Origin of the sequence: Paenibacillus sp. FSL R5-0473, from assembly GCF_038004565.1 — a bacterium.
Taxonomy (GTDB): domain Bacteria; phylum Bacillota; class Bacilli; order Paenibacillales; family Paenibacillaceae; genus Paenibacillus; species Paenibacillus amylolyticus.
Genome location: NZ_JBBORL010000001.1, coordinates 5,911,238 through 5,935,907 on the forward strand (window position 1 = coordinate 5,911,238; position 24,670 = coordinate 5,935,907).

A 24,670-nucleotide genomic window follows, 5' to 3' on the forward strand; every position below is an offset into this window, starting at 1 on the left:
TTCTTGTCCTTCAACAAACGTTCCATTCCGTCATGCAAAAAAGTTGATTATATGTGAAAAGCCTAACAAGGCTAAAACCGCGCAAGAACGCTACTCTTTATTATATTACTTTCACAAAAGTTACACAATTAAACGTCCGCTGGGCAATAGCCTTTCTTCCGGGAACTTCTGCGTGTCTGGGGATACGCCCTGCCTTCCTCCCCAATTGCACATACAATGCTAGAAAAACGGCATATGTACTGTGCCTACCGAGGCTAAAGCCATTCCCGTCCTACGATCAAACTGCAAATTGTGCAGCTCATCGCACAAAACGCCATATTTCTCTATTATACCACTGAAATCGTCTCTTGTCCTTTGATTTCTCCGTGTCTGGTCCCTCTTTAGAACTGAACAAAACATGAAAGGACTGATGAATCTTGGGTATCCAACGCGTCTCCAGCAAATGGGCCAAAACAGCCGTGTTACAACGCAGTCGCATTGTGAATGAATATATCCCAGTGACCCGAAAATATAGCCGTCAAACTCTGGAACGAATGACTGAATTATTTGAGTCCAACTATATCAAACCGGACCGTGGCACTTACGGTAATGGCGTTATGCGGGTGAGAACAACCCGTTTATACGAACCTGTTGTTAATTCCGAAGATTCCACCACAGATGCAGAGGTTTCGGAAGAAACCAATGATCGAAACCTGCCTGATGAACCCGAAGCAAGTGCTGTTATCTCCAGAGCTACCTATCTCACAACAACATATCATCTCCAATACGGTACAGAGGAGAGATCATTTCATTCTCTGGACGAACTCGAACGAGCACTGAATGATCGTATTCAGGAACGTGAATATATCATTCAACAGGGAATCTCGCTGATGAAGCATGAAAATTTGCCTTTTGACTTGCGTGTGTTAACTCAGAAAAATCTGCAACACAACTGGGAAACAACAGGTGTTCTGGGACGTATTGCTGCCCCGGGCAAAATCATCACCAACATTCATGGTGGTGGGCGATTGGCTACGTTTGAAGAACTCGTACTCCCCCATCTTCACCAGGATGGCTTCAAAAAACTTCGCACTGAGCTGTACCGCTTAGGTATTCATACCGCTGTGCAATTGCAAACATCATTTCCAAGACTCAAAGAGATTGGTATTGATATTGCGCTAGACGAAGCAGGGCGTCCCTGGATTCTTGAAGTCAACACACTGCCAGGCATTTATGCCTTTGGCTTATTACCGGACAAGGAGGCGTACCGGAAGATCAAACGTTATGCGATTGCGTACGGTCGTTTGCCCTCCAAAAAGGGTAAGAGCTCCCGGCCATCCCCTAAAGCACAGGCTTCATCTGCCAAAAAACGTGTACGCAGATAACAAAGGGATATGGAGATCTAAATATACGCCTTCCCTGTTCCATAGCTTCCCTAATATAAAAAAGGCGCCCTCTCAGGCGCCTCTTCGAATATGTTAAATGTCGAGGTTTTTCACGTATTTTGCATTTTCTTGGATAAAGTCACGACGCGGTTCAACGTTATCCCCCATCAGGGTGTCAAACATGGTATCAGCAAGTATGGCATCATTAATCGATACTTGCATCATGGTCCGGCTCTCCGGATCCATCGTCGTTTCCCACAATTGTCCGGCATTCATCTCGCCAAGACCTTTGTAACGCTGAACGTTGAATTTCGCATTTTCGCCGAGCGTTGCAATAATTTCATCGCGCTCTCTCTCGGAACCGGCATAACGAATCACTTTGTTACGCTCAATCTTGAACAATGGCGGTTGTGCAATATATACATAACCTGCCTCAATGATTTTACGCATGTACCGATACAGGAATGTCAGCAATAGTGTTCGGATATGAGCACCATCAACGTCGGCATCGGTCATCAAAATGATTTTGTGATAGCGTGCTTTGGCAATATCGAAGTCATCACCAATACCGGTACCCATTGCCGTAATAATTGCTCTAATCTCCGCATTACCCAATATCCGGTCGAGACGAGCTTTTTCCACGTTCAAAATCTTACCACGCAGTGGCAAAATCGCTTGGAAATGACGATCCCGACCTTGCTTTGCTGATCCGCCTGCAGAGTCACCTTCGACGATGTACAATTCGCTGATTGAAGCATCCTTGGATGAACAGTCTGCCAGTTTACCTGGAAGTGAGCTCACTTCGAGTGCACCTTTACGACGTGTCAGTTCACGGGCTTTACGGGCAGCTTCACGCGCACGTGCTGCTTGCAGACCTTTTTCCAAAATGCGACGGGATACGGAAGGATTCTCTTCCAGGAACTCCTGCAGCTTCTCGGCAAACAAGGATTCGACAATCCCACGCACTTCGCTGTTGCCCAGCTTGGTCTTGGTCTGTCCTTCAAATTGCGGTTCCGGAATCTTGACCGAAATAATAGCTGTCAAGCCTTCACGCACGTCATCTCCGGAAAGGTTCCCCGTGCTGTCCTTGATTACCCCCGCCTTACGGGCGTAGTCATTGATAATCCGCGTAAGGGCACTCTTGAAACCTGATTCATGCGTTCCGCCCTCATGCGTGTTGATATTGTTCGCGAAGGAATAGATATTCTCGGTGTAGTTGTCATTGTATTGCAGGGCAACTTCCACCTGGATGTTATCTCTGGAACCTTCAACGTAAATTGGATTTTCATGCAGTACTTCGCGCTTCTGGTTGAGGAAGGAGACGTATTCGATAATGCCGCCTTCATACAGGAATGAGTTGGTTGCACCTGTACGCTCATCCGTCAGTGTAAGACCAATACCCTTGTTCAGGAACGCCAGCTCACGAATACGGGCCAGCAAGATGTCATATTCATAAACTCTTGTTTCCGTGAAAATTTCAGGGTCCGGATGGAATCTAACCGTTGTTCCTGTTTCGTCGGTTGTACCGATCACTTTCAGGTCGTACTGTGGAGCTCCACGGCGATATTCCTGTTGATAGATATGTCCCTCACGTTTAACCGTTACAACCACTTTTTCAGAGAGTGCATTCACAACGGACACACCAACACCATGCAAACCACCGGATACTTTATATCCGCCGCCGCCAAATTTTCCCCCTGCATGGAGGACAGTCATAACTACCTCAAGTGCAGGACGTTTCATTTTGGTATGTTCGCCGACAGGAATACCCCGTCCGTTATCGACTACAGTCACGCTATTGTCTTCATGGATACTGACCTCAATGTGGTCGCAGTAACCTGCAAGCGCTTCGTCAATACTGTTGTCCACTACTTCCCAGACCAGATGATGCAGGCCCTTGGAACTGGTGGAACCGATATACATGCCCGGACGCTTCCGTACGGCTTCCAATCCTTCAAGGACCTGAATTTCATTCGCATCATATGACGGTTGATTCATAGACATGCCTTTCACCTACTTCTATAGATTCAATATCGTAAATATGCGTTAACTAATAATTGTTTGCTGAAATAGGCAACGTCCTTCATTTCAGCAGCTATTCAAATTTAAAGACAAGCAGCAAAAGAGACATCTTTTATGCCACACAACGCTAGAGATCCGGAAAAATGTGAGCCCGCTTTTTCAGCGTGGCTGAGGAAATAGGCGAGTAGTACACAATGTTTTTGGTCACCACAATGGACTTGGCTTCCTCTTCGCCGATGTGTTCCACTGTTTTTTCCTGCTCGGCATGCGTGACATACTGCTTGGAGATCTTTGAGGATTTTTCAATCGATATATCAAAAATAGCGACCAATTCGGAAGAACGGATGATCTTCTCACCGCCCAGATGAATGTACATAAGCCCCTCACTCCTTAGCGTTCAACCTGTCCGGCATGAACGTGATAAATACTGGCATCTTTGAGCTTGTCAACGTTCAGGCTCTCGATCCCCGTAGCCGTAATAAAGGTTTGCACCTTGCTCTGGAACGTTTCGATCAGCTGCGTCTGGCGAAAAGGGTCCAGCTCGGACAGAACATCATCCAGCAACAGAACTGGATATTCTCCGATTTCTTCATGAATCAGTTCAATTTCCGCAAGTTTAAGGGACAACGCCGTTGTGCGCTGCTGCCCCTGCGAGCCATATGTTTGTACTTCCCGATCGTTAATGAAAAAGGACAGGTCATCCCGATGCGGCCCACTAAGGGTTGTGCCTCGGCGAATCTCCTGCTCTTTCATTTGTGATAATTTTATCATAAATTGGTCCATTAAGACAGCTTCATCTTCCTCAGCGGCTTCGCTGAAGGAAGGAAGGTAGGCCAGCCGCAAGACTTCTCCGCCTCCGGTGATCCCCTGATGAATCGTTTCTGCCCACTTTTGCAGTTTCTTTATGAATTGTTTCCTTTTTTTGACGATTTTAACACCATGCTCGACCAGTTGTTCGTTCCACACCTCAAGCATGGTCTGGGCCGATGCCCCTTTTCCCCATAACTGCTTAAGCAAATTATTTCGTTGGACGAGCACTTTTTGGTATTGCTGCAGGTGGTACAGGTAGCCAGGTGCAACCTGTCCAATCTCCATGTCAAGAAACCGGCGGCGGACCCCCGGTGTGCCTTTTACAATCTCCAGATCCTCCGGTGCAAACATCACCACATTGAGCGCTCCGACAAAATCACTTAACTTGCGCTGCTCCAGGCCGTTAATCTTTGCTTTTTTGCCTTGTTGCGACAAAGATAGTTCAAGCTTGACCGATCCGTACTTTTTGTCGACCTCTGCTGCAAGTCTGGCACGTTCCTCACCGAAACGGATTAACTCCTTATCACGGGATGTACGGTGGCTCTTGGTGAGTGCAAGTACAAAAATCGCCTCTGCAAGATTGGTCTTGCCTTGGGCATTTTGCCCGATCAACAAGTTTACGGGACCAAAAGAATCCAGTCTCAGATGTTCATAATTGCGGAAATTCTGCAGATCAATGCTGTTCACAAACACGCGGTAACCTCCCTTTTATCCCGTCCGTCAGGAGGCAGCAGGATCGAACTGGTCTTCTTATTCTGCAGCAACTTCGAATGTGCCTTCTCCGTCCACTTCAACGATATCCCCAGGGTATAACTTACGTCCCCGGCGTTCCTCAGGCTCTTTATTCACACGTACAAGTCCTTCCTGAAGCAGAGCTTTGGCCATACCTCCAGTTGGGATGCAATCCGCCAGTTTCAAAAATTGATCAAGCTTAATATATTCCGTACGAATCGTAACTTGGTTCACTATGATCTTCCTTTCGTTAGTTGGTCGTCCGATATGGCAATATCACGTAAAGGCTGTGACTGTCATCCAGCGGTTTCAAGATAATTGGACTCATGACTCCTGTAAAAGCAATCATCAGTTGCTCACTTTCAACAACTTTCAGCACATCCAGCATGTATTTGGAGTTGAACGAGATTTTTAACGGATCTCCTGTAAACTCGGCAGGTTCGATTTCTTCTCTTACTTTACCTAGCTCGGAAGAGCTTGAAGAAATTTCAACGGATCCTGAATCCATCGTTTGCATACGCACGATGTTTGTTTTCTCTTCACGCGACAGCAAATAAGCCCGGTCAATGGATTCACTTAATTTTTTTGTATCTAAAACAAGTTCTGTTTTGTATGACGTTGGAATAATTCTAGAAGTATCCGGATATGTTCCGTCCAAAATACGGGAGTAGAACAATACACGGTCGATTTTGAACAGAACCTGGTTATCTGCAACAACGATATCCACAAGGGTATTTTGATCCGGAACAATTTTGCTGAGCTCGTTCAGCGTTTTACCGGAAATGACCACGTTGTTAAAGCGGATACCTTCTGCATTATCCAGCATTGCTGATCGAGTAGCAAGACGGTGACGGTCTGTTGCCACAAATTTCAATTCGTTGTCACCCAAACTCCAGAGTACGCCTGTCAGGATTGGAGTAGTCTCATGTGTGGAAATGGAGAAGACCGTTTGTTTGATCATATTTTTCAGCAAATCTCCTGGAATGGAGACGGTTTGGTTTTCTTCGATGCTTGGCAGTACCGGGAATTCTTCCGGATCCAGACCTACCAGTTGAATTTCGGTAGCACCTGCGGAGATAAAGGTGTTGAAGTTCTCTTTGACTTCCATGTGCACTTCCTGTGATGGCAGCTTTTTGATGATCTCCACAAAAAACTTGGCTGGCAAAACTACACTGCCGGGTTGATCTACCTGAACTACGCTTTTATCTCCATCTTCAAGCGGGATGAAGGATTGAATGGATATATCGGTGTCACTTGCTGTCAACGTTACACCTTGATGATTGACGTCGAATTTAATACCGCTCAGGATCGGAATCGTCGTACGGCTTGAGATCGCTTTGGATACTTGCTGTATGGAATCGTTTAAGTAGTTTTTCATTATGCTGATTTTCATGGTTTCACTCCTAGCTGTTTTTTTGGGTGTTGGGGTGTTAAAAGGTGTTTTTCAAAGGCCGAAGGCTAAGCTCCGAAATGGCTATTTTGGAGATGATATCTTTAAGATCTTTTTAGTAATAATAGTAATAGGGGCACTGAATATGTGGATAAGTGGGTATAAACCCGTACACCCAAGCCTATCCACATGTGTATACGTTGTGCATAGGCTTGGGACTTGTTCAGGTTGGATTCTTTATTTTTTCGGTTAAGTTGTTGATAACTTTATAGAGATCCTGATCGTTTTTAATCGCTTGGGAGATTTTTTCGTGAGCATGTATGACAGTGGTGTGATCTCGTCCTCCGAATGCTTCCCCAATTTTGGGCAGAGAAAAGTCTGTCAGTTCACGAGAGAGATACATGGCAATCTGTCTTGGAAAAGCAACTGCCTTGGTCCGTTTCCGTGCTTTGAAATCTTCAAGCTTAAGGCTATAATACTCGCCGACCTTTTGTTGGATGTCATGAATAGTGATCATTTTGGGACGACTGGAAGGAATAATATCCTTCAGTGCTTCAGCTGCCAGATGAGTGGTTACATCTTGATTAGTCAGTGAAGAATAAGCAACGACCCGAATCAGGGCGCCCTCCAGTTCACGGATGTTGGTGTCAATCTGGTTGGCAATGTACATCATCGCTTCATTCGGAATATCCAAGTTTTCCGCACGTGCCTTTTTCCGCAAAATTGCGATCCTTGTCTCCAAATCTGGAGGCTGGATATCCGTGATTAACCCCCATTCAAAGCGAGAACGAAGCCGTTCTTCCAATGTCGGAATTTCCTTCGGTGGTCTGTCGCTGGAGATGATAATCTGCTTCCGTTCCTCATGCAGCGCATTAAACGTATGGAAAAATTCCTCTTGTGTTGATTCTTTTCCCGCCAAGAACTGAATATCATCAATGAGCAAAATGTCGACGCTCCGGTATTTGTTACGGAAGCTCTCCCCGCGGTTGTCACGGATTGAGTTAATGAATTCGTTCGTGAATTTCTCAGACGACAAATAAACGACTTTGCTGCCCGGATCATGCTCCAGAACATAATGTCCAATCGCATGCATCAAGTGAGTTTTACCGAGACCTACTCCTCCATACAGAAATAGAGGATTGTAAGCTTTGGCGGGCGCTTCAGCGACCGCCAGCGATGCGGCATGGGCAAAACGGTTGCCCGGCCCGATGACAAATGTATCGAACGTATATTTCGGATTCAGCATGCTGAGTACGGCTTCTTCTTGTACAACTGTAGGCGTTGGAGCCGGCAGTTGCGGGTCCGGTTCAGCAGGCTTGTTCTCTTCGATGACAAATTTCACATCGACTTGCTTGCCAAGCAACTCGTATACCGTCGAGCCAACCAATTTGGTGTAACGGCTCTCCAGCCATTCGACGGCAAACGTGGTTGGTGCGGAAATGACGATTGAACGGTCATTCAGCTTGGTGGCTTTGGTTGCTTTGAACCAGGTGTCAAAGCTGGGTTTGCTGAGTTTGTTTTGTATGATTGATAAAATTTGCTGCCATAAATCAGAAGTATGGCTGTCCACAGACTGTCACTCCTTTTACATGTTCCAAGTGTGGCTTAAGCCATGATGCAGTGTCGAAATACGAGATATATTGTTGAATTTATCCCCAAACCCCCGCAGGTCGAAAACAAAAAAAGTATGAACAACGGAAAATTGTTCACAACTTTATCCACAGGCTGTTGATAATATTATGGGTCAGATCACATATTCACATCCAAAAGTAATACAATCATAGCAAAAGAAACCCCGCATTTCAACGTATCGCGTGATTTTATCCACAAATTCAATAACTTGTGTATAATTTTTAGTCACAACACAATATATTGTTTATAAACTGTTTAATTTTCGACAGAATGACCTAAAAACTAAAAATGTCTTATACACAGGTTATCCGTCAAATGATGCCAAATTGTGTGTAAAAGTATTCTTCGTTTGTGAATAACCTATCTGTGGATAACCGTGAAGTGAAAATGGAGCATGGTTGAGATCGGAAAAAGAGTGACCTCTCACCCTCGTGTTTTTCTTGCTAATGGGGCGATGGTGAAAGCGACGAATTCAGTGTCTGGATGGGAGACGGAGAGGGAAGTAAACTCATGCTTTTGATTGAACAAGATCAGTGGTGTATTTTCTAAGTAGATGGTAATTCTGTGATGACAATGTATAAGGATAATGGACATAGATAACTTCATTTTGAGACATATGTAATGAGAATTATCAGGATCAAGAGGTAAGCTGATGCTCGAATATGGAGGTTGAAGTGTATGAATGTATAATATGAAATCAAAGGATAGATTATGCGTGTATAGCAAAAGAGGGTGTCCTCTAAAACCGATTTTTGGTTTTAGAGGACACCCTCTTTTTTAATGCAGAGACGAAGTATGGATTGATGATTTAGAGACGGGGAAGGGACATCTTACGCTGGAATTCAGCGATATCTGCGTATTCCTCTTCCAGTTTGCGAGAGATCCGAATAAAGATGGGCAGCAGCTCTTGGTAGAGTACAGCATTCTCTTTGACAGGGGTATGCCGATGCGTTGTACCGACCATGGAAGAAACGGCATGAAGCGATTGGATCCGCCCTGTAGCGTACAAACCAAGCACGACGGCACCCAGACAGGAACTTTCGAAGCTCTCGGGTACAACCACTTCCTGATTGAAGATATCAGACATCATCTGGCGCCAGAGAGGAGAGCGTGCAAACCCACCGGTGGCTTGAATGGAGGTAGGTTGCCCAATCTGTTCTTCCATGGCGAGCAGTACCGTATATAGGTTGAAAATAACCCCTTCCAGGACAGCACGAATCATATGCTCTTTCTGGTGATGGAGTGTTAAGCCAAAAAAGGAACCACGGGCATCCGGATTCCATAAAGGGGCACGTTCGCCCGAAAGGTACGGATGGAACAGAAGCCCTTCCGATCCCGGCCGGACACGTTCGGCAATTTTGGTCAGCACATCATAGGAATTGATACCAAGTCGCTTCGCTGTCTCCACTTCAGACGCGGCGAATTCATCCCGTACCCAACGAAACAGCATGCCACCGTTATTCACAGGTCCACCAATGACCCAAAGATTCTCTGTGAGGGCATAACAGAAGGTCCGACCTTTGGGATCGGTAACTGGACGGTCCACGACAGTGCGAATGGCCCCGCTGGTTCCGATGGTTGCTGCGACAACACCAGGTTCAATGGCGTTCACGCCGAGATTGGATAAAACCCCATCACTTGCGCCAATAACAAAGGGCGTAGAGGGGGAGAGGGCCATTTTTTCAGCCGATTCGTGATTCATTCCTTCTAATATATGTGTTGTAGGTACGAGCTTCGAGAGATGGTCGGGTGTAATGCCTGCAACCTCAAGGGCTTCCGCGTCCCAGTCCAGTTGTTCCAGATTGAGTAAACCTGTGCAGGAAGCGATGGAATGGTCGACGACATATTGTCCGAATAGACGGAAGAACAGATATTCTTTAATCGAAATAAATTTGGCGGTGCGCTCAAAAAGTTCAGGTTCATCGTGGCGCAGCCACATTAATTTGGTCAGCGGTGACATGGGATGGATCGGTGTACCTGTGCGCAGATAGATGCGATGGCCCAATCCATTCTCTTGCAGCTTGGCAGACCAAGCTGCACTTCGATTATCCGCCCAGGTGATGCAACGGGTTAAGGGTTTATTATCCTGTCCCATGGCAATGACACTATGCATAGCCGAGCTGCAGGATACAAACAGGATCTGCTCGGCAGCAACACCACTCTGATCCATGACTCCTCGTACAGAGCGGAGGGCCGCCTGTACAATCTCTTCAGGGTCCTGCTCGGCAACATCGGGTGCCGGGGTATACAAAGGGTATTCCTGCGTTGAGGTACTGATGACGGAGCCCTGCTCGGTAAATAACACGGATTTGGTACTGGTGGTACCAATATCGATCCCAATCATATAGTTGTTCATGTATTTAATCCTTCTTTCTCCAGAAAGCGATGAGATTTTAATTTCTTTCTACTATAGATACTCCATTTATACCACTGTACTCAGGAGCAAAATAAAGATCAGTCCCACTACAGATAATAGTGTTTCCATAACGGTCCACGTTTTCAATGTCTGGGAAACGCTCATATTAAAGAATTCTTTGATCATCCAGAATCCTGCATCGTTTACATGAGACAAGATGAGTGACCCCGCACCTGTGGCGAGTACAACCAGCTCAATATTGGCCCCTGGTGTGAGTGCAAGCACTGGAGCGACAATACCGGCGGCTGTTGTCATGGCTACGGTTGCTGAACCGGTAGCTACACGAATGAGCCCAGCGACAAGCCAGGCAAACAGGATCACGTTGATGTTGGCATGGGTAGCGACTTCAGCAATCGCGTTACCCACACCACTATTGATCAATACCTGTTTGAAGGCACCGCCTCCACCAATAATGAGAATGATGGTCGCCGTAGGCGCCAGACATTCACTGGTGAAACGGGAAATATCATGTTTGGTGAATCCACGTGCAAAGCCGAGTGAAAAGAGGGCAAATACAACTGAAATGAGCAAAGCAATGATCTCATGACCGATAAATTCACTGAAAACAGTGAAACCGCTCGTGGCATTTGGGTCAATGATGCTTGCTATGGAACCAATCAGCATCAAAATAACCGGCAGCAATATGGTAAACAGGGTAATACCAAACCCAGGCATGTTGCTGTTTGTTTTGGTTGCGAATTGTTCAGCTAGTTCTGCTGGCGGTTCGGTGTGTATTCTTTTTCCAATAAATTTACCAAACAAAGGACCTGCAATAATCGCTGTAGGAATACCAACAATAAGGGAGTACAAAATGGTTTTACCCAGATCTGCGCTGAAAGCTTCAATTGCTATCATTGGCGCTGGATGGGGTGGAACCAAACCGTGTACAGTCGACAGACCCGCCAAAATGGGAATACCAATCTGCAACAAAGACATGTTGGTTTTACGTGCAACGGTAAAAATGATGGGGATCATCAAAATCACGCCAACTTCGAAGAAAACGGGAATACCAACGATAAATCCAACGATCATCATGGCCCAGTGCACACGTTTCACACCAAACCGATCAACCAATGTAGTTGCAATGCGCTCGGCACCGCCAGATTCGGCCATCATCTTACCAAGCATTGTACCGAGAGCAATAACAATTGCGATGGTTCCAAGTGTGCCGCCAAGTCCCCCGGTAATGGAAGAGATCACATCGGCAGGTTTCATGCCTGTAAGCAAACCGAGCATTAATGCGGACAACAGTAGGGTGATAAAGGGATTCCATTTATACTTGGAGATCAAAACGATCAGAAAAACGATCGCAATTAACGTCCAAACCAATAATGTTGCATTGTGGGATAGTCCAAAAAGAGTGCTCATGATGTTGTGTGCTCCTTTATTTCTGATATAGAACGCTTACAAGTGAAATTATCGTCAACAATTAAAGTTGTACCAGTACCGCAGAAGGTGTTGGCGAAAAATGTAGTTTTATCATGCCCAAATTTGAAACAAATCGCATTTTGTATACTTGTCGACAAGTTAAGTCGCAATCATTCACGATGGATATGATTGCAAACTCCTTGCATCGATTAGGAATCAAAGCTTTCGTGCAGGGTTTTGCCTGAATCTTGGAAATAGGTGCGGACTCCAGCCTGAATGAGCATCTTGTCACCTGATTCAAGTGCTTCAATAAGCAAACGATGTTTCTTAATTACAGCGCTTACTTTCTGCTCGCCTTGAACAAATACTCTGCGCGTTGTGAGCAGCATAACGGTCATCACAACATATCGAATACTCTTCCATAGATGTGAAATACGGGAATGCTGAGCAGCTTCAATGATGGTCTCGTGGAAAACGAGATCCTGATAGGCGAATTCGACGGCGTCCTGATGTCGTCCAGCAAGTTGCATTTTGTCGATCACGTTACGCAGCTGGGTGATTAATGATTCTGGGACATCACCAGCAAGTCGCTGCTGCACAAAACTTTCAATCAGGAAACGGACATCATACAATTCTTCGACATCCTTGATTCGTAGTCCAATGACAACGACACCCATACGTTCAAGTCGAATAAGTCCTTCATTGGACAATGTTCGTAACGCTTCACGAACAGGTGAACGACTGCTGTCAAAATCAGCCGCAATTCGATTTTCCGACAAAATCTCTCCAGGTCGAAGGGTACCGCTGATGATCCGCAGCCTTAATTCGCAGGCAATGGCTTCACCACGGGAAGCCCCTTGAAGCCAGGAAGAAGGAAATAACATATGGCTAACGCTCCTATTAATAAGTAATCAGTTCATTACTGATCATAGCATAACTATTTTGCGGACTGGACATTCAGTTCCATCCATAGTCTGTAGCTACAAGCTAACGGCTAATGTTTTTTTCAAAGGACTACTTGTATACAAGATGTGATTTTTATCCTACACCTTTCTCAAAAGCTTGTAAACCTTAATTGAAGCGGATAAAACGGGATTAGAATATGACGATATTAATAGCCTATAATCATTATCCACATGTGAATAACTTTAAACAGGATGTAATGAAGGAGATAACGGGTATTGGAGGGTGTGGATAACTATAAATGCTGAAATATGGTGATTTGATCAGGGTCTGGGGATAACTTTCAGGACTCTCTTCGGGGCTTGGTCATGGTGTTGAAGTGAACGGACTGTGGTCATTACTATGGGTGGGATGGAGAGCGTATATAAAAGAGGGAGAAGCCTTGCGCCTTGCAGTTGACTTTTCCAGGTGGTCATGGTTAAATATATAAAGGTGTTTTCTGTGAAGATGAAAGTGATTCATCACATAAGTATTTCCTTGTGAGGAGGTGCAATACATTGAGACCTACATTCAAACCGAACGTTAGCAAACGTAAAAAAGTTCATGGTTTCCGGAAAAGAATGAGCACGAGCAACGGCCGTAAAATTTTGGCCGCACGTCGCCTTAAAGGCCGTAAAAACCTGAGTGCTTAATGCATTGAAGACCACCGAGGTGGTCTTTTTTTTCTTAATTAGCTCAAATCAGACTGGATGCTGCTACAGATCAGGTCTGAATGGTCTGCGAAAAAGTGCTGAACACACACGATGTATGTTGAGTGAGTTTTCCATTTTTCGAAAACTTACCTTATATAATGATGAATCGTTGATAGGTTTAAATGGCCAATCAACATTCATCCCGGCTGAATGCGGATCAGTTCAAGTAGCTGATTAACAATCATCCCAAATGAAGTTGTCGCCAAGGCGGTTTACCGTCATTCAAGAAAGCCTATACTAAATCAGTAATGAGGCCTCCGTCAATAACATTGGTGGAGAACAGCAAGGAGAAGCGCCGTGTATAAAAGACTGCGTCTACGAAACCGGGCGGACTTTAGCCGTGTATACCGGTATGGGAAATCGTTTGCCAATCATCAATTTGTGGTGTATGGTTGTCGCCGTAAAGATACGGAACAATTTCGGGTCGGCGTATCATGCAGCAAGAAAATCGGAAACGCTGTCGTACGCAACCGGATGAGACGCATGATCAAGGAAATTGTTCGGCATCATGAGCATGAGATCGTCACGCAGATGGATCTGATTTTTATCGTCAGAAAAGGTGCACTGGACATGCCCTATAAGGAAATGGAAAAAAGCCTGCTACACGCGATGCGTAAGGGCTCTCTTTTGAAGTCGAGCAAGCGGTAAGCTTCGGTTTATTTGTCCTCCTAATTATGGTATGATTTTACGATGGAATGGATTGGTTAAGAGAGGGGTTATGAAGTGTCGCGATTGAAGACATCAAAGGGGAAGTGGATTCTCCTCATTGCAGTCATTGCAATGGTCACTGTACTCGCCGGATGTACTCCACAAGGAGCCGGGGTTACTACGGAAGATCTGAAGAATAGTGATTCTTTTTGGCAAGCTAATGTTATTTACTGGTTCTCACTGGCGCTCGATACTTTCGCCAACTGGTTCAACGGTGAATATGGACTGGCCGTCCTCGTGATGGTGCTTATTGTACGGACATTGATTTTACCATTAACAATGAAACAAGTCCGTAGCTCCAAAGCTATGCAGGCGATTCAGCCGCAGCTGAAGGAGATTCAAGCCAAGTTTAAAGATACACCTGAGAAAGTTCAGCAAGAAACGATGAAGTTGTTCCAGGAGAACAAAGTTAATCCGATGGCCGGTTGTCTGCCACTTATCATTCAGATGCCGATTTACATCGCACTTTATAACTCAATTTACGGAAACTCCAGTCTGAGAACGCATGATTTCTTGTGGCTCCAGCTCGGATCACCCGATCACCTGTTTATTTTGCCAGTGCTGGCTGCCATAACAACATTCATTCAAACATGGATGATGATGCGTATGAATCCTGCACAGCAAGTGGGTCCGATGCAGTTTATGCTGTGGGTGTACCCAATTCTGATCTTCGTGATGTCTTATCAGTTCCCGTCAGCACTTCCGCTGTACTGGTTCTACAGTAACATCTACACGATCGTGCAAAACTATTTCCTTTACCGGAATAATGATAAAATCGTGGCTGAGGTCAACGTGAAGCAGAATAGCTCTTCCAAAAATGGAGCTAAACGCAAAAACGGTGGCAAAGCGACCGTCTCTGGAAAAGGGTCGAAAGGGGCCAAAAAATCGAAATGACCAAAGTCATTACGTCAGGAAAAACCGTTGAAGATGCTGTAAACCAAGGATTGACCGAGCTTGGCGTAAGTCGGGACAAGGTCGAGATACAAGTGTTAGAGCAGCCGTCAAAAGGATTCCTGGGTTTGTTCGGGGTGAGGGCGGCCAAAGTTGAAGTGAAATTATTGCCTGTACCGGAAGTTGTTCCACAGCCGATCAAGCCAGCTGCATACAAATCTGAAGTAGATGCATTACTCGAGGATGTTGCAGCTAAAAATCCCTATGAAGAAGCGGCTGCTTTCTTGAAAGAGGTCGCAGCAGGTATGGGACTGGATGTTGAAGTGCATATCAAAAAACAGCGGGATGGACATATCTTCAATATTGCCGGCGAAGATCTGGGCATGATTATTGGCAGACGTGGACAGACGCTGGATGCGCTTCAGTATCTAACGAACATTGTAGCGAACCGATATTCGGAAAGCTTCGTTCGAATTGTGCTCGACGCGGAGAATTTCCGTCAACGTCGGCGGAAGACGCTGGAGGATCTGGCTGAACGGTTGGCTGGACAAGCAATCCGTACCGGTAAGGAAGTTGTACTGGAACCAATGCCACCGCTCGAACGAAAAGTCATCCATGCAAAACTGCAAAATCACCCGCAGATTAAGACGTTAAGTAAGGGCGAGGAGCCTAATCGGCGTGTGGTTATTACGACGAAATAACACGAAATTGAAGACGCAATGGCTTCCTGCCCGGTGCAGAAGCCATTGCTTTTTTCGTACAGAAGCAATTTGATAAGGTGCGTAGAACAAGTAAAGAGTGGACTTAATACGATAAACAACATGTCATATGATATATCATTAATAGATTTGAAAATGGATATGGCGTCCCCAGAGGGACGGCAATTTAAAATAGAGCAAGGAGAGATAACTATGATCAGTGATACGATCACAGCGATATCAACGGCTGTCGGAGAGGCGGGTATCGCCGTGATCCGGGTCAGCGGCCCGGAAGCAGTGTCGGAGACGGAAAAGATTTTTCGCAGCAAAACCCCTTTAACTCAGGCAGCATCTCACACGGTTCATTATGGTCATATCATAGATCCCGTTAATGGGGAAAAGATTGAGGAAGTATTGGTTACGGTCATGCGAGCACCACGCTCGTTCACAACAGAAGATGTGGTGGAGATCAGTGCGCATGGTGGTGTGGTGTCCGTAAAACGGGTCATGGACCTCCTATTGCAGCTTGATATTCGTCTGGCTGAACCCGGTGAGTTCACGAAGCGTGCTTTCCTTAATGGGCGGATTGACCTGTCTCAGGCGGAAGGTGTCATGGATCTTATTCGTTCCAAGTCGGACCGAGCTTTCTCGGTTGCGCTGAAACAGGTTGAAGGCAAGCTGTCCTCCAAATTGCGTGATCTACGATATACACTGGTGGAAACACTGGCACATATTGAAGTGAATATCGATTATCCCGAGCATGATGTGGAATCGTTAACGTCTGATTTTATTAAAGAAAAGTCCAGTCAGGTTATGACTGAAATTGATAAATTGCTGACTACAGCAGAGCAAGGAAAGATCCTGCGAGAAGGTATCACGACGGCTATCGTTGGACGACCTAACGTAGGTAAATCCTCATTAATGAATACACTTGCGCAAGACAACCGGGCCATCGTCACGGACATTCCAGGAACAACTCGTGATGTAATCGAGGAGTTCATTACGATCAATAATATCCCACTGAAATTGCTGGATACGGCAGGAATACGGGAAACGATGGACGTTGTTGAGAAGATCGGGGTAGAACGCTCTCGTTCTGCGGTAAGTGAAGCTGATCTGATCTTGATGGTTGTGAATGCTGCGGAGCCACTTCATCCCGATGAGATTGAATTATTGGAACAAATCCGCGGTAGACAATCGATAATCATTATGAATAAAATGGACTTAACGCCACAGGTAGAACGTGACGTGCTGCTTCGTTACATTCCGGAAGAACGGCTTGTACCGATGTCGGTGAAAGATGATCTGGGTGTGGATCGACTGGAAGATGCCATCTCTACGCTATTCTTCAGTGGTAAACTGGAGTCCGCAGATCTGACCTATGTCAGTAATGTGCGTCATATTGCTTTGCTCAAAAAAGCGAAGCAGTCCCTGGTGGATGCCTATGAAGCAGCAGAGCAGTTCATTCCGATCGATATGATTCAGATTGATGTTCGTTTGGCGTGGGAGCATTTGGGCGAGATTGTTGGAGATACAGCACATGATGCATTAATTGATCAGATTTTCTCCCAGTTCTGTCTAGGAAAGTAAAAAAATATACTGCCGTTTGACTTAAATCGTAGTGTATGATAGAAAAGTACAATTTCTGCCTGTTGTCAAAGGATGGAATGATATTGTAGCCATTACGTGTTGGTTTCATATAGATAGGAATGCAAGTTCCGATGAACGGTTAGAAGTAGTTTCATTATTTTAGAACATGATCCGTCTGCGTGAGTTACACCAAATGCAGCGGAATAAGGAGGTAAACGGGAATGGCTTTTGATGGCGGCAGTTATGATGTAATCGTCGTTGGTGCAGGGCATGCTGGTGTGGAATCCGCGCTGGCCGCAGCTCGTATGGGGTCCAAAACACTAATGATTACGATCAATCTGGATATGGTGGCCTTTATGCCTTGTAACCCATCTATTGGGGGACCGGCTAAAGGACATGTTGTCCGTGAGATTGATGCACTTGGTGGAGAAATGGGACGGAATATCGATAAAACCTTTATTCAGATGCGGATGCTTAACACGGGGAAAGGGCCTGCTGTTCACGCGCTTCGTGCTCAGGCAGATAAATTCTCCTACCAGCATAAAATGAAGGAAACGATGGAGAATGAACGTAATCTGACAATGCGTCAGGGTATGGTTGATTCACTGATCGTTGAAGACGGAAAATGTGTAGGCGTTGTGACTCAGACCGGAACAGAGTATCGGGCCAAAGCGGTCGTTCTGACAACAGGCACATACTTGCGCGGTAAAGTAATTATGGGCGAGTTGATGTATGAGAGTGGACCGAACAATCAACAACCCTCTCTTAAATTGTCAGAGAATTTGCGTGAACTGGGCTTTGATCTGGTTCGTTTCAAAACGGGTACACCACCACGTGTGCATAAGGATACGATTGATTTTAGCAAAACCGAAATTCAGCCTGGTGATGACAAGCCGAAGTTCTTTTCCTATGAAACAGAATCTTCCGATAATGAGCAGTTGCCTTGCTGGTTGACGTATACATCTGTGGATACACATCAGATTATTAATGATAATCTGCATCGTGCTCCGATGTTCTCGGGGCTTATTGAAGGAACCGGACCACGTTATTGCCCTTCCATTGAAGATAAAATTGTTCGTTTCAGTGACAAGCCGAAACATCAGATATTCCTTGAGCCGGAAGGCAAGAACACATCCGAGTATTACGTACAGGGGTTGTCTACGAGTATGCCAGAAGACGTTCAACTGGCTATGCTGCGTTCCATTCCAGGTATGGAAAAAGTGGAAATGATGCGTAATGGTTATGCGATTGAATACGATGCGATGGTGCCTACACAATTGTGGCCATCACTGGAAACTAAACGTCTACCAGGTCTGTTTACGGCGGGTCAGATTAATGGTACCTCTGGCTATGAAGAAGCAGCAGGACAAGGTGTTATGGCTGGAATCAACGCTGCACTCAAAGTACAGGGGAAAGAGCCGGTAATACTTGATCGTTCCCAAGGTTATATTGGCGTGCTGATTGATGATTTGGTAACAAAGGGTACAAATGAACCGTATCGTCTGTTGACTTCACGCGCTGAATATCGTCTGTTGCTTCGCCATGATAATGCAGATATGCGTTTGACGGAAATCGGACATGACATTGGCCTGATCCCTGAAGAGCGTTATGCGAAATTCCTGGATAAAAAGGCGAAAGTCGAGCAGGAAGTTGCACGTCTGAAAGTGGCTAAAGCTCGCCCGGTTGAAGTGAATGCCAAGCTGGAAGAGTACGGATCTACACCTATTCAGGATGGCAGTACGTTGCTTACCTTGCTGCGTCGCCCGGAGCTGGGGTATGAACTGATTGAACAGCTCTCACCATCTGAGGTAGAACTGACAGCAGATATGAAAGAACAAGTGGAAATACAAATTAAATATGCGGGTTATATTGAGAAACAATTGATCCACGTGGAACGTTTGCAAAAGATGGAGAAAAAGAAAATTCCGGACACCATCGTATATGATGAGATTCATGGTCTTGCTATGGAAGCCAAACAGAAGCTCGCTACGATTCGTCCAATCTCGATTGGTCAGGCTTCTCGTATTGCTGGAGTTACTCCTGCCGACATCTCCATTCTGCTGGTCTACCTGGAGCATTATAACCGTGTAACCGCAGCAAGGGGACAATAATGGACGATATTCAACAGCAACTGCAGCGGCGCTTAAAGAAACATGGATTAGAGCTGGGCGAACTCCAGTTGGAGCAATTCGAATTGTATTATCAGGAACTGGTATCCTGGAATGAAAAGATGAATCTGACTGGAATTACGGATCGGGAGCAAGTGTATACAAAACATTTCTATGATTCGGTATCGCTGGCTTTTTATACTGACATGACTAAAGTGAATAAGCTTGCTGACATTGGATCAGGTGCGGGTTTTCCGGGATTGCCACTGAAGATCTGTTTCCCGCATATTAAGCTTACGATCATTGATTCATTAAATAAACGTATTGGCTTTCTACAGCATGTGGTAGATATCCTTGGTCTGACTGATGTAGAATTGGTCCATGGACGTGCTGAAGAGATTGGACGCAAAGAAGGGTATCGTGACAGCTACGATCTCGTTACGGCGCGTGCAGTAGCCAAGCTGGCTGTGCTGAATGAATTCTGCCTTCCGTTTGTTCGTAAAAGTGGAATATTCGCTGCCATGAAGGGCGGAGACCCGCGTGAAGAAATGAAGGAAGCGGAGTTCAGCTTCAATCAGCTGAAAGGACGGGTTAAGGCCGTTCATCCTTTCCAGCTGCCGGTTGAAGAATCAGAGCGTCACATCATTCTGATTCAGAAATTTGATAAGACACCATATAAGTATCCGCGTAAACCAGGTACTCCAATGAAGACTCCGCTGATATAGTTGCGTGATGGTTTTGAAGTAAGTCAAAACAAAATAGAATTTTAGACATGGATGAAGAGGATGTTTCACGTGAAACATTCTCTTTTTTTTGTTTTCTAAAATGGAGGACTGGATCAACATTACAGATACTTCGTATTACATATCTTTTAAAGAACCTGTATTGATGAATTTTACGCACAGTAACTCATGAACAATTTCATTAATTGAATGTGTGCAAGTCGTCATATTTCCAATATTCACAAAGAAAAAGCAGGATAATTAGTAGAGTTTAAAGAATAGGTAAGCATAGGATTATGATAGAAAAGATGATAGAATAGAAGTATCCGATCCTGGGTCACAGCGATCATAGATTATATGTATAGATAGATGGATATGCGTTCGATGTTGCATGACAGAAAGCGTTATGAAAGGCAAAACTTATTCCAAGAACGATGCATGTGAAAGGTCGCTTATTGAATAAGAAGCACCTGCAAAGACTGTGGGAGCTATTACGAAACTAGGTGGTAATCTGCGGAATGAAAGAACAATTTTCGAAGTTGTTTGGTTTGGCGGAGCGCAATAACGGAGATGAGATCAAACAGATTCCGGTTAATGAAATTGTGAGCAGCCCATATCAACCCCGTACTATTTTTGATGATGATAAAATTGATGAGTTGTTGCAGACGATCAAAACACATGGTGTAATTCAGCCTATTGTCGTTCGCGTGCGAAATGGATCATATGAGATTATTGCCGGGGAACGTCGCTGGCGTGCAGTTCGAAAATTGGGTTTGGATACGATTCCGGCTATTGTGCGTGAATTCAACGACTCTCAGGCCGCATCCATTGCACTGATTGAGAACTTGCAGCGTGAAGGATTGACTTCCATTGAGGAAGCTGTCGCTTATCAGAAGCTGATCGACTTGCATCAATTGACACAAGAAAGTCTGGCACAACGACTCGGCAAAAGCCAGTCAACCATCGCGAACAAAATTCGGTTGTTACAGCTCCCGGACGGCATTAAGGCCGCATTGATGGAACGCAAAATTTCTGAACGGCATGCAAGAGCATTACTTTCTCTGGATACGGAAGAACTGCAGATGAAGTTGCTCGGTGAGATTATCGAAAAAGAATTGAATGTGAAACAGACAGAGGCACGTGTTGCCTTCTACAAGGAATCTTCCAAGATTAAAAAATCTAGACGTGTTTCCTTTACCAAGGATGTAAGGCTTGCACTTAATACAATTCGCCAATCCATTGATATGGTAACTGGCTCTGGTCTGGACATCAAAACAAAAGAAGCAGACCATGAGGATCATTATGAGATCGTTATCCATATTCCAAAACGCAAATAATTGAAGCTTATGGCGGCAATGGGCCGCTTTTTATGTCTATAAAGCAAGTTAGGTCAGACATTTTTAAAGAACGGTATATTGATGGAACGGTAGTTGTTGTTTGTGTGGACGATAGCCGCCTGCTTTTTGTTAACAATATCTCACAACCTACAGAAAAGACTCCTATTTTATTTGAGGTGAAGTAATTGTCTAAGATTATGGCCGTAGCAAATCAAAAGGGCGGTGTGGGGAAAACGACGACATCTGTTAACTTGGGTGCAGGACTGGCTTCACTCGGGAAAAGAGTATTGCTTGTCGATATTGACCCTCAGGGGAATACAACCAGCGGAGTCGGAATCAATAAAGCAGATGTGGCTAATTGTATATATGATGTCATTATTAATGAGGTTCCTCCTCAAGAAGCGATTTTGGAGACTCAGATTGAAGGCCTTCATATCATACCTGCAACGATTCAGCTTGCCGGAGCCGAGATCGAATTGGTGTCCACGATATCACGGGAAGTTCGCCTGAAAAAATCACTCGCCATGGTGAAAAAAAACTATGATTACATACTGATCGATTGTCCACCATCTCTTGGTATGTTAACGATCAATTCGTTAACTGCTTCCGATTCGGTGATCATTCCGATTCAGTGTGAATATTATGCACTTGAAGGATTAAGTCAGTTGCTCAATACGGTTCGTCTGGTACAGAAACATCTGAATACATCCCTGCAGATTGAAGGGGTATTGCTAACGATGTTTGATGCGCGGACCAATCTGGGGATTCAGGTTATTGAAGAAGTGAAAAAGTATTTTCAACAAAAAGTATATCAAACGATTATTCCGCGTAACGTACGGCTTAGTGAAGCACCATCTCATGGTCAATCCATTATTACGTATGACCCTCGTTCAAGAGGGGCGGAAGTGTATTTAGAGCTCGCAAAGGAAGTGATTTCTTATGAGTAAGCGGCTTGGAAAAGGTCTTGATGCCCTCATTCCTTCGCTTTCAATTAATGACGATGATAAAGTCGTAGAAATCCCGATTAGTCAACTGCGGGCTAACCCCTATCAACCACGTAAAGTATTTGATGAGGGCGCAATACATGAACTGGCTGAGTCCATTCGTCAGCATGGTGTCATACAACCCATTATTGTTCGTCCGGTATTACGAGGTTATGAGATTATCGCCGGAGAACGACGGTTCAGAGCTTCGCAATATTGTGGTAATGCCACGGTACCGGCTGTAGTCCGCAACTTCAGTGATCAGCAGGTAATGGAGATTGCGTTGATTGAGAATCTGCAACGGGAGAATCTGAACGCCATGGAAGTTGCAGTTGCTTATCAGGGGTTAATGGATCAATTCGCGTTGACTCAGGAAGAGTTGTCTGTAAAAGTAGGTAAATCACGTTCTCACATTGCTAACTTCTTGCGTCTGTTATCATTGCCCGAAGAAGTAAAAGACCATGTTTCACGTGGAACATTATCTATGGGACATGCACGTGCGATCGTGGGTGTTAAAGACGAGGTTATAGTGAAGCAACTTGCCAAACAGACCATTGATCAGCAATGGAGTGTACGTGAGTTGGAGGAAGCTGTTCAACAACTGGATCGCTCCAAAACAGGTGAGGCTAAAGCCAAATCGAAGTTAAAAAAGAAAGATCCATTCATTGATACATTGGAAGAATCTCTTCGTGAACGTTTCAAAACCACAGTGAAAATCAAGCATAATAAAGATAAAGGTAAAATTGAGCTCAACTACTACAGTCAACAGGATCTGGAACGGCTATTGGAATTGTTACAATAACAGTCGGGTCTATGATTCATTAACAACATGCGGGGCTTACTCATGTCATGACATATCGCCTCTGTACCATGGAGAAACGATATGTCATTCTTTGTTTATAGGGTTATATGTGCAGTATGTGCAGGCGAATTATTAATTTATAGGACAGAGGTGGTTGTGAGGTGGAGGGAGTTATCTATCTAGATCATGCAGCAACATCTTGGCCCAAACCACCTGCTGTCGGTGATGCGATGTTGAGTGCATTGGAGATTGCCGGAGCTAATCCTGGCAGAGGAAGTCACCGTATGGCTGTTCAGGCAAGTCGTGTATTGTTCGAGGCGAGAAAATCCATATCCAATATCTTTGGAATCAAAAATGCGAATGATATTGCATTCGGATCAAATACGACAGAAGCACTGAATCTGGCGATTCAAGGCTCGCTCAGAGAGGGCGACCATGTGATTGCCACCATGGCGGAACATAACTCAGTCAGACGACCACTGGAGTACATGCGAAGACTCCGAAATGTAGAGATTGATTATGTACCTGTTGATGCTTCGGGAGCCATTGATCTGATGCAAATGGAACGTATGTTTCGTTCCAATACCAGATTGGTGGTATGTACACATAGTTCGAATCTGCTTGGCAGTATTCTTCCTATTGGAGAGATTTCGCTCCTATGTCGTAAACATCAGGCGATCTTATTGGTAGATGCAGCTCAGAGTGCTGGGGTTATACCTGTGAATGTACAACAATTGGGCATTGATATGTTGGCTTTTCCAGGGCATAAGGGACTGCTCGGTCCTCAGGGTACAGGGGGCTTGTACATTGCTCCAGAGCTCGATATAGAGCCTTTACTTCATGGAGGAACAGGAAGTCAGTCAGAAGCTCTAGAGCAGCCAAAGGTGCGTCCTGATCGGTATGAGGCGGGGACGCCGAATACAGTCGGGATCGCAGGGCTGAATGCGGGTGTGAAACATGTACTTGAGATGACACCAGCGGTCATCTACCAACATGAGTGGGAACTGACCCAACTTATGATGGATGGGTTGTCATCCGTTAAGGGTATACGAATGCTTGGTCCAGAGATTGGACAGCCACGCACTGGATTAGTATCTTTTACTGTAGATGGGTATGATTCAGCACAACTCGCCTTCCGTTTAGATCGGAATTATGGGATTGCGGTTCGCTCCGGTTTTCATTGCACACCCCTTGCACACGAATCTGCTGGTACAACCGCTACCGGAGCAGTAAGGGCCAGTGTGGGATACAATTCAACTAGAGAACATGTGGAAGCACTCGTTAAGGCAGTGTTGGAATTGACTGGAGCAGACTAGATTAGAGTTGAAATGATGAACTCATTTGATACAGGGTTGCTTGATTAAGCTTATGGATATCGGGTTGATTTATAATGAATGATAATATTACAGGACAGACGTTAATCTGATCAAAAATATAGAGGG

21 protein-coding genes are annotated in these 24,670 nt (G+C 45.0%); 12 read left to right on the plus strand and 9 right to left on the minus strand.

Annotation, left to right across the window (positions count from 1 at the left end; translation table 11 throughout):
* The first annotated feature begins 416 nt into the window (after window positions 1-416).
* Entirely contained in the window at window positions 417-1,364 is a 948-nt protein-coding gene (locus MKY28_RS26085) for a YheC/YheD family protein (protein WP_340937385.1), read from the plus strand.
* A gap of 93 nt (window positions 1,365-1,457) precedes the next feature.
* Here MKY28_RS26085 and gyrB read toward each other — a convergent pair whose 3' ends face one another.
* The 9 genes from gyrB to MKY28_RS26130 form a co-directional block, all read right to left on the minus strand.
* On the minus strand, window positions 1,458-3,368 hold the full coding sequence (gene gyrB / locus MKY28_RS26090) for a DNA topoisomerase (ATP-hydrolyzing) subunit B (RefSeq protein ID WP_047841032.1): 1,911 nt from the start codon (window positions 3,366-3,368) through the stop codon (window positions 1,458-1,460).
* A 145-nt stretch (window positions 3,369-3,513) separates the two neighbouring features.
* On the minus strand, window positions 3,514-3,762 hold the full coding sequence (gene remB, locus MKY28_RS26095; RefSeq protein WP_017691405.1) for an extracellular matrix regulator RemB: 249 nt from the start codon (window positions 3,760-3,762) through the stop codon (window positions 3,514-3,516).
* Between the two features lie 14 nt (window positions 3,763-3,776).
* Window positions 3,777-4,889, minus strand: coding sequence for a DNA replication/repair protein RecF (recF, locus tag MKY28_RS26100; RefSeq protein WP_017691406.1), 1,113 nt, complete (start codon window positions 4,887-4,889; stop codon window positions 3,777-3,779).
* Window positions 4,890-4,946: 57 nt separating this feature from the next.
* Window positions 4,947-5,162, minus strand: coding sequence for a S4 domain-containing protein YaaA (yaaA, locus tag MKY28_RS26105; protein ID WP_036611994.1), 216 nt, complete (start codon window positions 5,160-5,162; stop codon window positions 4,947-4,949).
* Between the two features lie 16 nt (window positions 5,163-5,178).
* Window positions 5,179-6,321 (minus strand): DNA polymerase III subunit beta, encoded by a 1,143-nt coding sequence (dnaN, locus tag MKY28_RS26110; protein ID WP_017691408.1) that lies wholly within the window; start codon window positions 6,319-6,321, stop codon window positions 5,179-5,181.
* A 220-nt stretch (window positions 6,322-6,541) separates the two neighbouring features.
* Window positions 6,542-7,888 (minus strand): chromosomal replication initiator protein DnaA, encoded by a 1,347-nt coding sequence (gene dnaA / locus MKY28_RS26115; RefSeq protein WP_036611990.1) that lies wholly within the window; start codon window positions 7,886-7,888, stop codon window positions 6,542-6,544.
* 870 nt (window positions 7,889-8,758) lie between these two features.
* Window positions 8,759-10,306 carry a gluconokinase gene (gene gntK / locus MKY28_RS26120; protein WP_340937386.1) on the minus strand — a complete coding sequence of 516 codons (1,548 nt, stop codon included), beginning with the start codon at window positions 10,304-10,306 and terminating at the stop codon, window positions 8,759-8,761.
* Window positions 10,307-10,372: 66 nt separating this feature from the next.
* Window positions 10,373-11,734, minus strand: a complete 1,362-nt coding sequence (locus MKY28_RS26125; RefSeq protein ID WP_036671886.1) for a GntT/GntP/DsdX family permease — start codon at window positions 11,732-11,734, stop codon at window positions 10,373-10,375.
* Window positions 11,735-11,943: 209 nt separating this feature from the next.
* Window positions 11,944-12,618 (minus strand): GntR family transcriptional regulator, encoded by a 675-nt coding sequence (locus MKY28_RS26130; RefSeq protein ID WP_282319772.1) that lies wholly within the window; start codon window positions 12,616-12,618, stop codon window positions 11,944-11,946.
* Between the two features lie 576 nt (window positions 12,619-13,194).
* Between MKY28_RS26130 and rpmH the strand changes: the two genes are divergently transcribed.
* The 11 genes from rpmH (at window position 13,195) to MKY28_RS26185 (ending at window position 24,544) form a co-directional block, all read left to right on the plus strand.
* A complete protein-coding gene (gene rpmH, locus MKY28_RS26135; protein WP_017691413.1) occupies window positions 13,195-13,329 on the plus strand; it encodes a 50S ribosomal protein L34 in 135 nt (44 codons plus the stop codon).
* A gap of 357 nt (window positions 13,330-13,686) precedes the next feature.
* Window positions 13,687-14,037, plus strand: coding sequence for a ribonuclease P protein component (rnpA, locus tag MKY28_RS26140; protein WP_036611981.1), 351 nt, complete (start codon window positions 13,687-13,689; stop codon window positions 14,035-14,037).
* A gap of 75 nt (window positions 14,038-14,112) precedes the next feature.
* On the plus strand, window positions 14,113-14,991 hold the full coding sequence (locus MKY28_RS26145) for a YidC/Oxa1 family membrane protein insertase (protein WP_017691416.1): 879 nt from the start codon (window positions 14,113-14,115) through the stop codon (window positions 14,989-14,991).
* The gene (gene jag, locus MKY28_RS26150) at window positions 14,988-15,689 is read left to right on the plus strand and encodes an RNA-binding cell elongation regulator Jag/EloR (RefSeq protein ID WP_036611977.1); all 702 of its coding nucleotides are present in this window, start codon (window positions 14,988-14,990) and stop codon (window positions 15,687-15,689) included. Before MKY28_RS26145 ends, jag begins: the two co-directional genes overlap by 4 nt.
* 210 nt (window positions 15,690-15,899) lie before the next feature.
* The gene (gene mnmE, locus MKY28_RS26155; protein ID WP_036671881.1) at window positions 15,900-17,276 is read left to right on the plus strand and encodes a tRNA uridine-5-carboxymethylaminomethyl(34) synthesis GTPase MnmE; all 1,377 of its coding nucleotides are present in this window, start codon (window positions 15,900-15,902) and stop codon (window positions 17,274-17,276) included.
* A 221-nt stretch (window positions 17,277-17,497) separates the two neighbouring features.
* Entirely contained in the window at window positions 17,498-19,387 is a 1,890-nt protein-coding gene (gene mnmG / locus MKY28_RS26160; RefSeq protein WP_036611972.1) for a tRNA uridine-5-carboxymethylaminomethyl(34) synthesis enzyme MnmG, read from the plus strand.
* Window positions 19,387-20,109 carry a 16S rRNA (guanine(527)-N(7))-methyltransferase RsmG gene (gene rsmG / locus MKY28_RS26165; protein WP_036611970.1) on the plus strand — a complete coding sequence of 241 codons (723 nt, stop codon included), beginning with the start codon at window positions 19,387-19,389 and terminating at the stop codon, window positions 20,107-20,109. The genes mnmG and rsmG overlap by 1 nt, the downstream gene beginning before the upstream one ends.
* 515 nt (window positions 20,110-20,624) lie before the next feature.
* Window positions 20,625-21,443, plus strand: a complete 819-nt coding sequence (gene noc / locus MKY28_RS26170; RefSeq protein WP_036611968.1) for a nucleoid occlusion protein — start codon at window positions 20,625-20,627, stop codon at window positions 21,441-21,443.
* Between the two features lie 185 nt (window positions 21,444-21,628).
* Window positions 21,629-22,390 (plus strand): ParA family protein, encoded by a 762-nt coding sequence (locus tag MKY28_RS26175; RefSeq protein ID WP_036611966.1) that lies wholly within the window; start codon window positions 21,629-21,631, stop codon window positions 22,388-22,390.
* Window positions 22,383-23,228 (plus strand): ParB/RepB/Spo0J family partition protein, encoded by an 846-nt coding sequence (locus tag MKY28_RS26180; RefSeq protein ID WP_036611964.1) that lies wholly within the window; start codon window positions 22,383-22,385, stop codon window positions 23,226-23,228. Before MKY28_RS26175 ends, MKY28_RS26180 begins: the two co-directional genes overlap by 8 nt.
* A 161-nt stretch (window positions 23,229-23,389) precedes the next feature.
* Complete coding sequence (locus MKY28_RS26185) at window positions 23,390-24,544, plus strand: aminotransferase class V-fold PLP-dependent enzyme (RefSeq protein WP_340937387.1); 1,155 nt, start codon at window positions 23,390-23,392, stop codon at window positions 24,542-24,544.
* Window positions 24,545-24,670 lie beyond the last annotated feature (126 nt).

Bases quoted from the DNA above. Each gene is read 5' to 3' on its own strand.
- gyrB (WP_047841032.1), bottom strand. From the start codon at position 3,368: ATGTCTATGAATCAACCGTCATATGATGCGAATGAAATTCAGGTCCTT.
- remB (WP_017691405.1), bottom strand. From the start codon at position 3,762: ATGTACATTCATCTGGGCGGTGAGAAGATCATCCGTTCTTCCGAATTG.
- dnaN (WP_017691408.1), bottom strand. From the start codon at position 6,321: ATGAAAATCAGCATAATGAAAAACTACTTAAACGATTCCATACAGCAA.
- gntK (WP_340937386.1), bottom strand. From the start codon at position 10,306: ATGAACAACTATATGATTGGGATCGATATTGGTACCACCAGTACCAAA.
- MKY28_RS26125 (WP_036671886.1), bottom strand. From the start codon at position 11,734: ATGAGCACTCTTTTTGGACTATCCCACAATGCAACATTATTGGTTTGG.
- MKY28_RS26130 (WP_282319772.1), bottom strand. From the start codon at position 12,618: ATGTTATTTCCTTCTTCCTGGCTTCAAGGGGCTTCCCGTGGTGAAGCC.
- jag (WP_036611977.1), top strand. From the start codon at position 14,988: ATGACCAAAGTCATTACGTCAGGAAAAACCGTTGAAGATGCTGTAAAC.
- mnmE (WP_036671881.1), top strand. From the start codon at position 15,900: ATGATCAGTGATACGATCACAGCGATATCAACGGCTGTCGGAGAGGCG.
- mnmG (WP_036611972.1), top strand. From the start codon at position 17,498: ATGGCTTTTGATGGCGGCAGTTATGATGTAATCGTCGTTGGTGCAGGG.
- rsmG (WP_036611970.1), top strand. From the start codon at position 19,387: ATGGACGATATTCAACAGCAACTGCAGCGGCGCTTAAAGAAACATGGA.
- noc (WP_036611968.1), top strand. From the start codon at position 20,625: ATGAAAGAACAATTTTCGAAGTTGTTTGGTTTGGCGGAGCGCAATAAC.
- MKY28_RS26180 (WP_036611964.1), top strand. From the start codon at position 22,383: ATGAGTAAGCGGCTTGGAAAAGGTCTTGATGCCCTCATTCCTTCGCTT.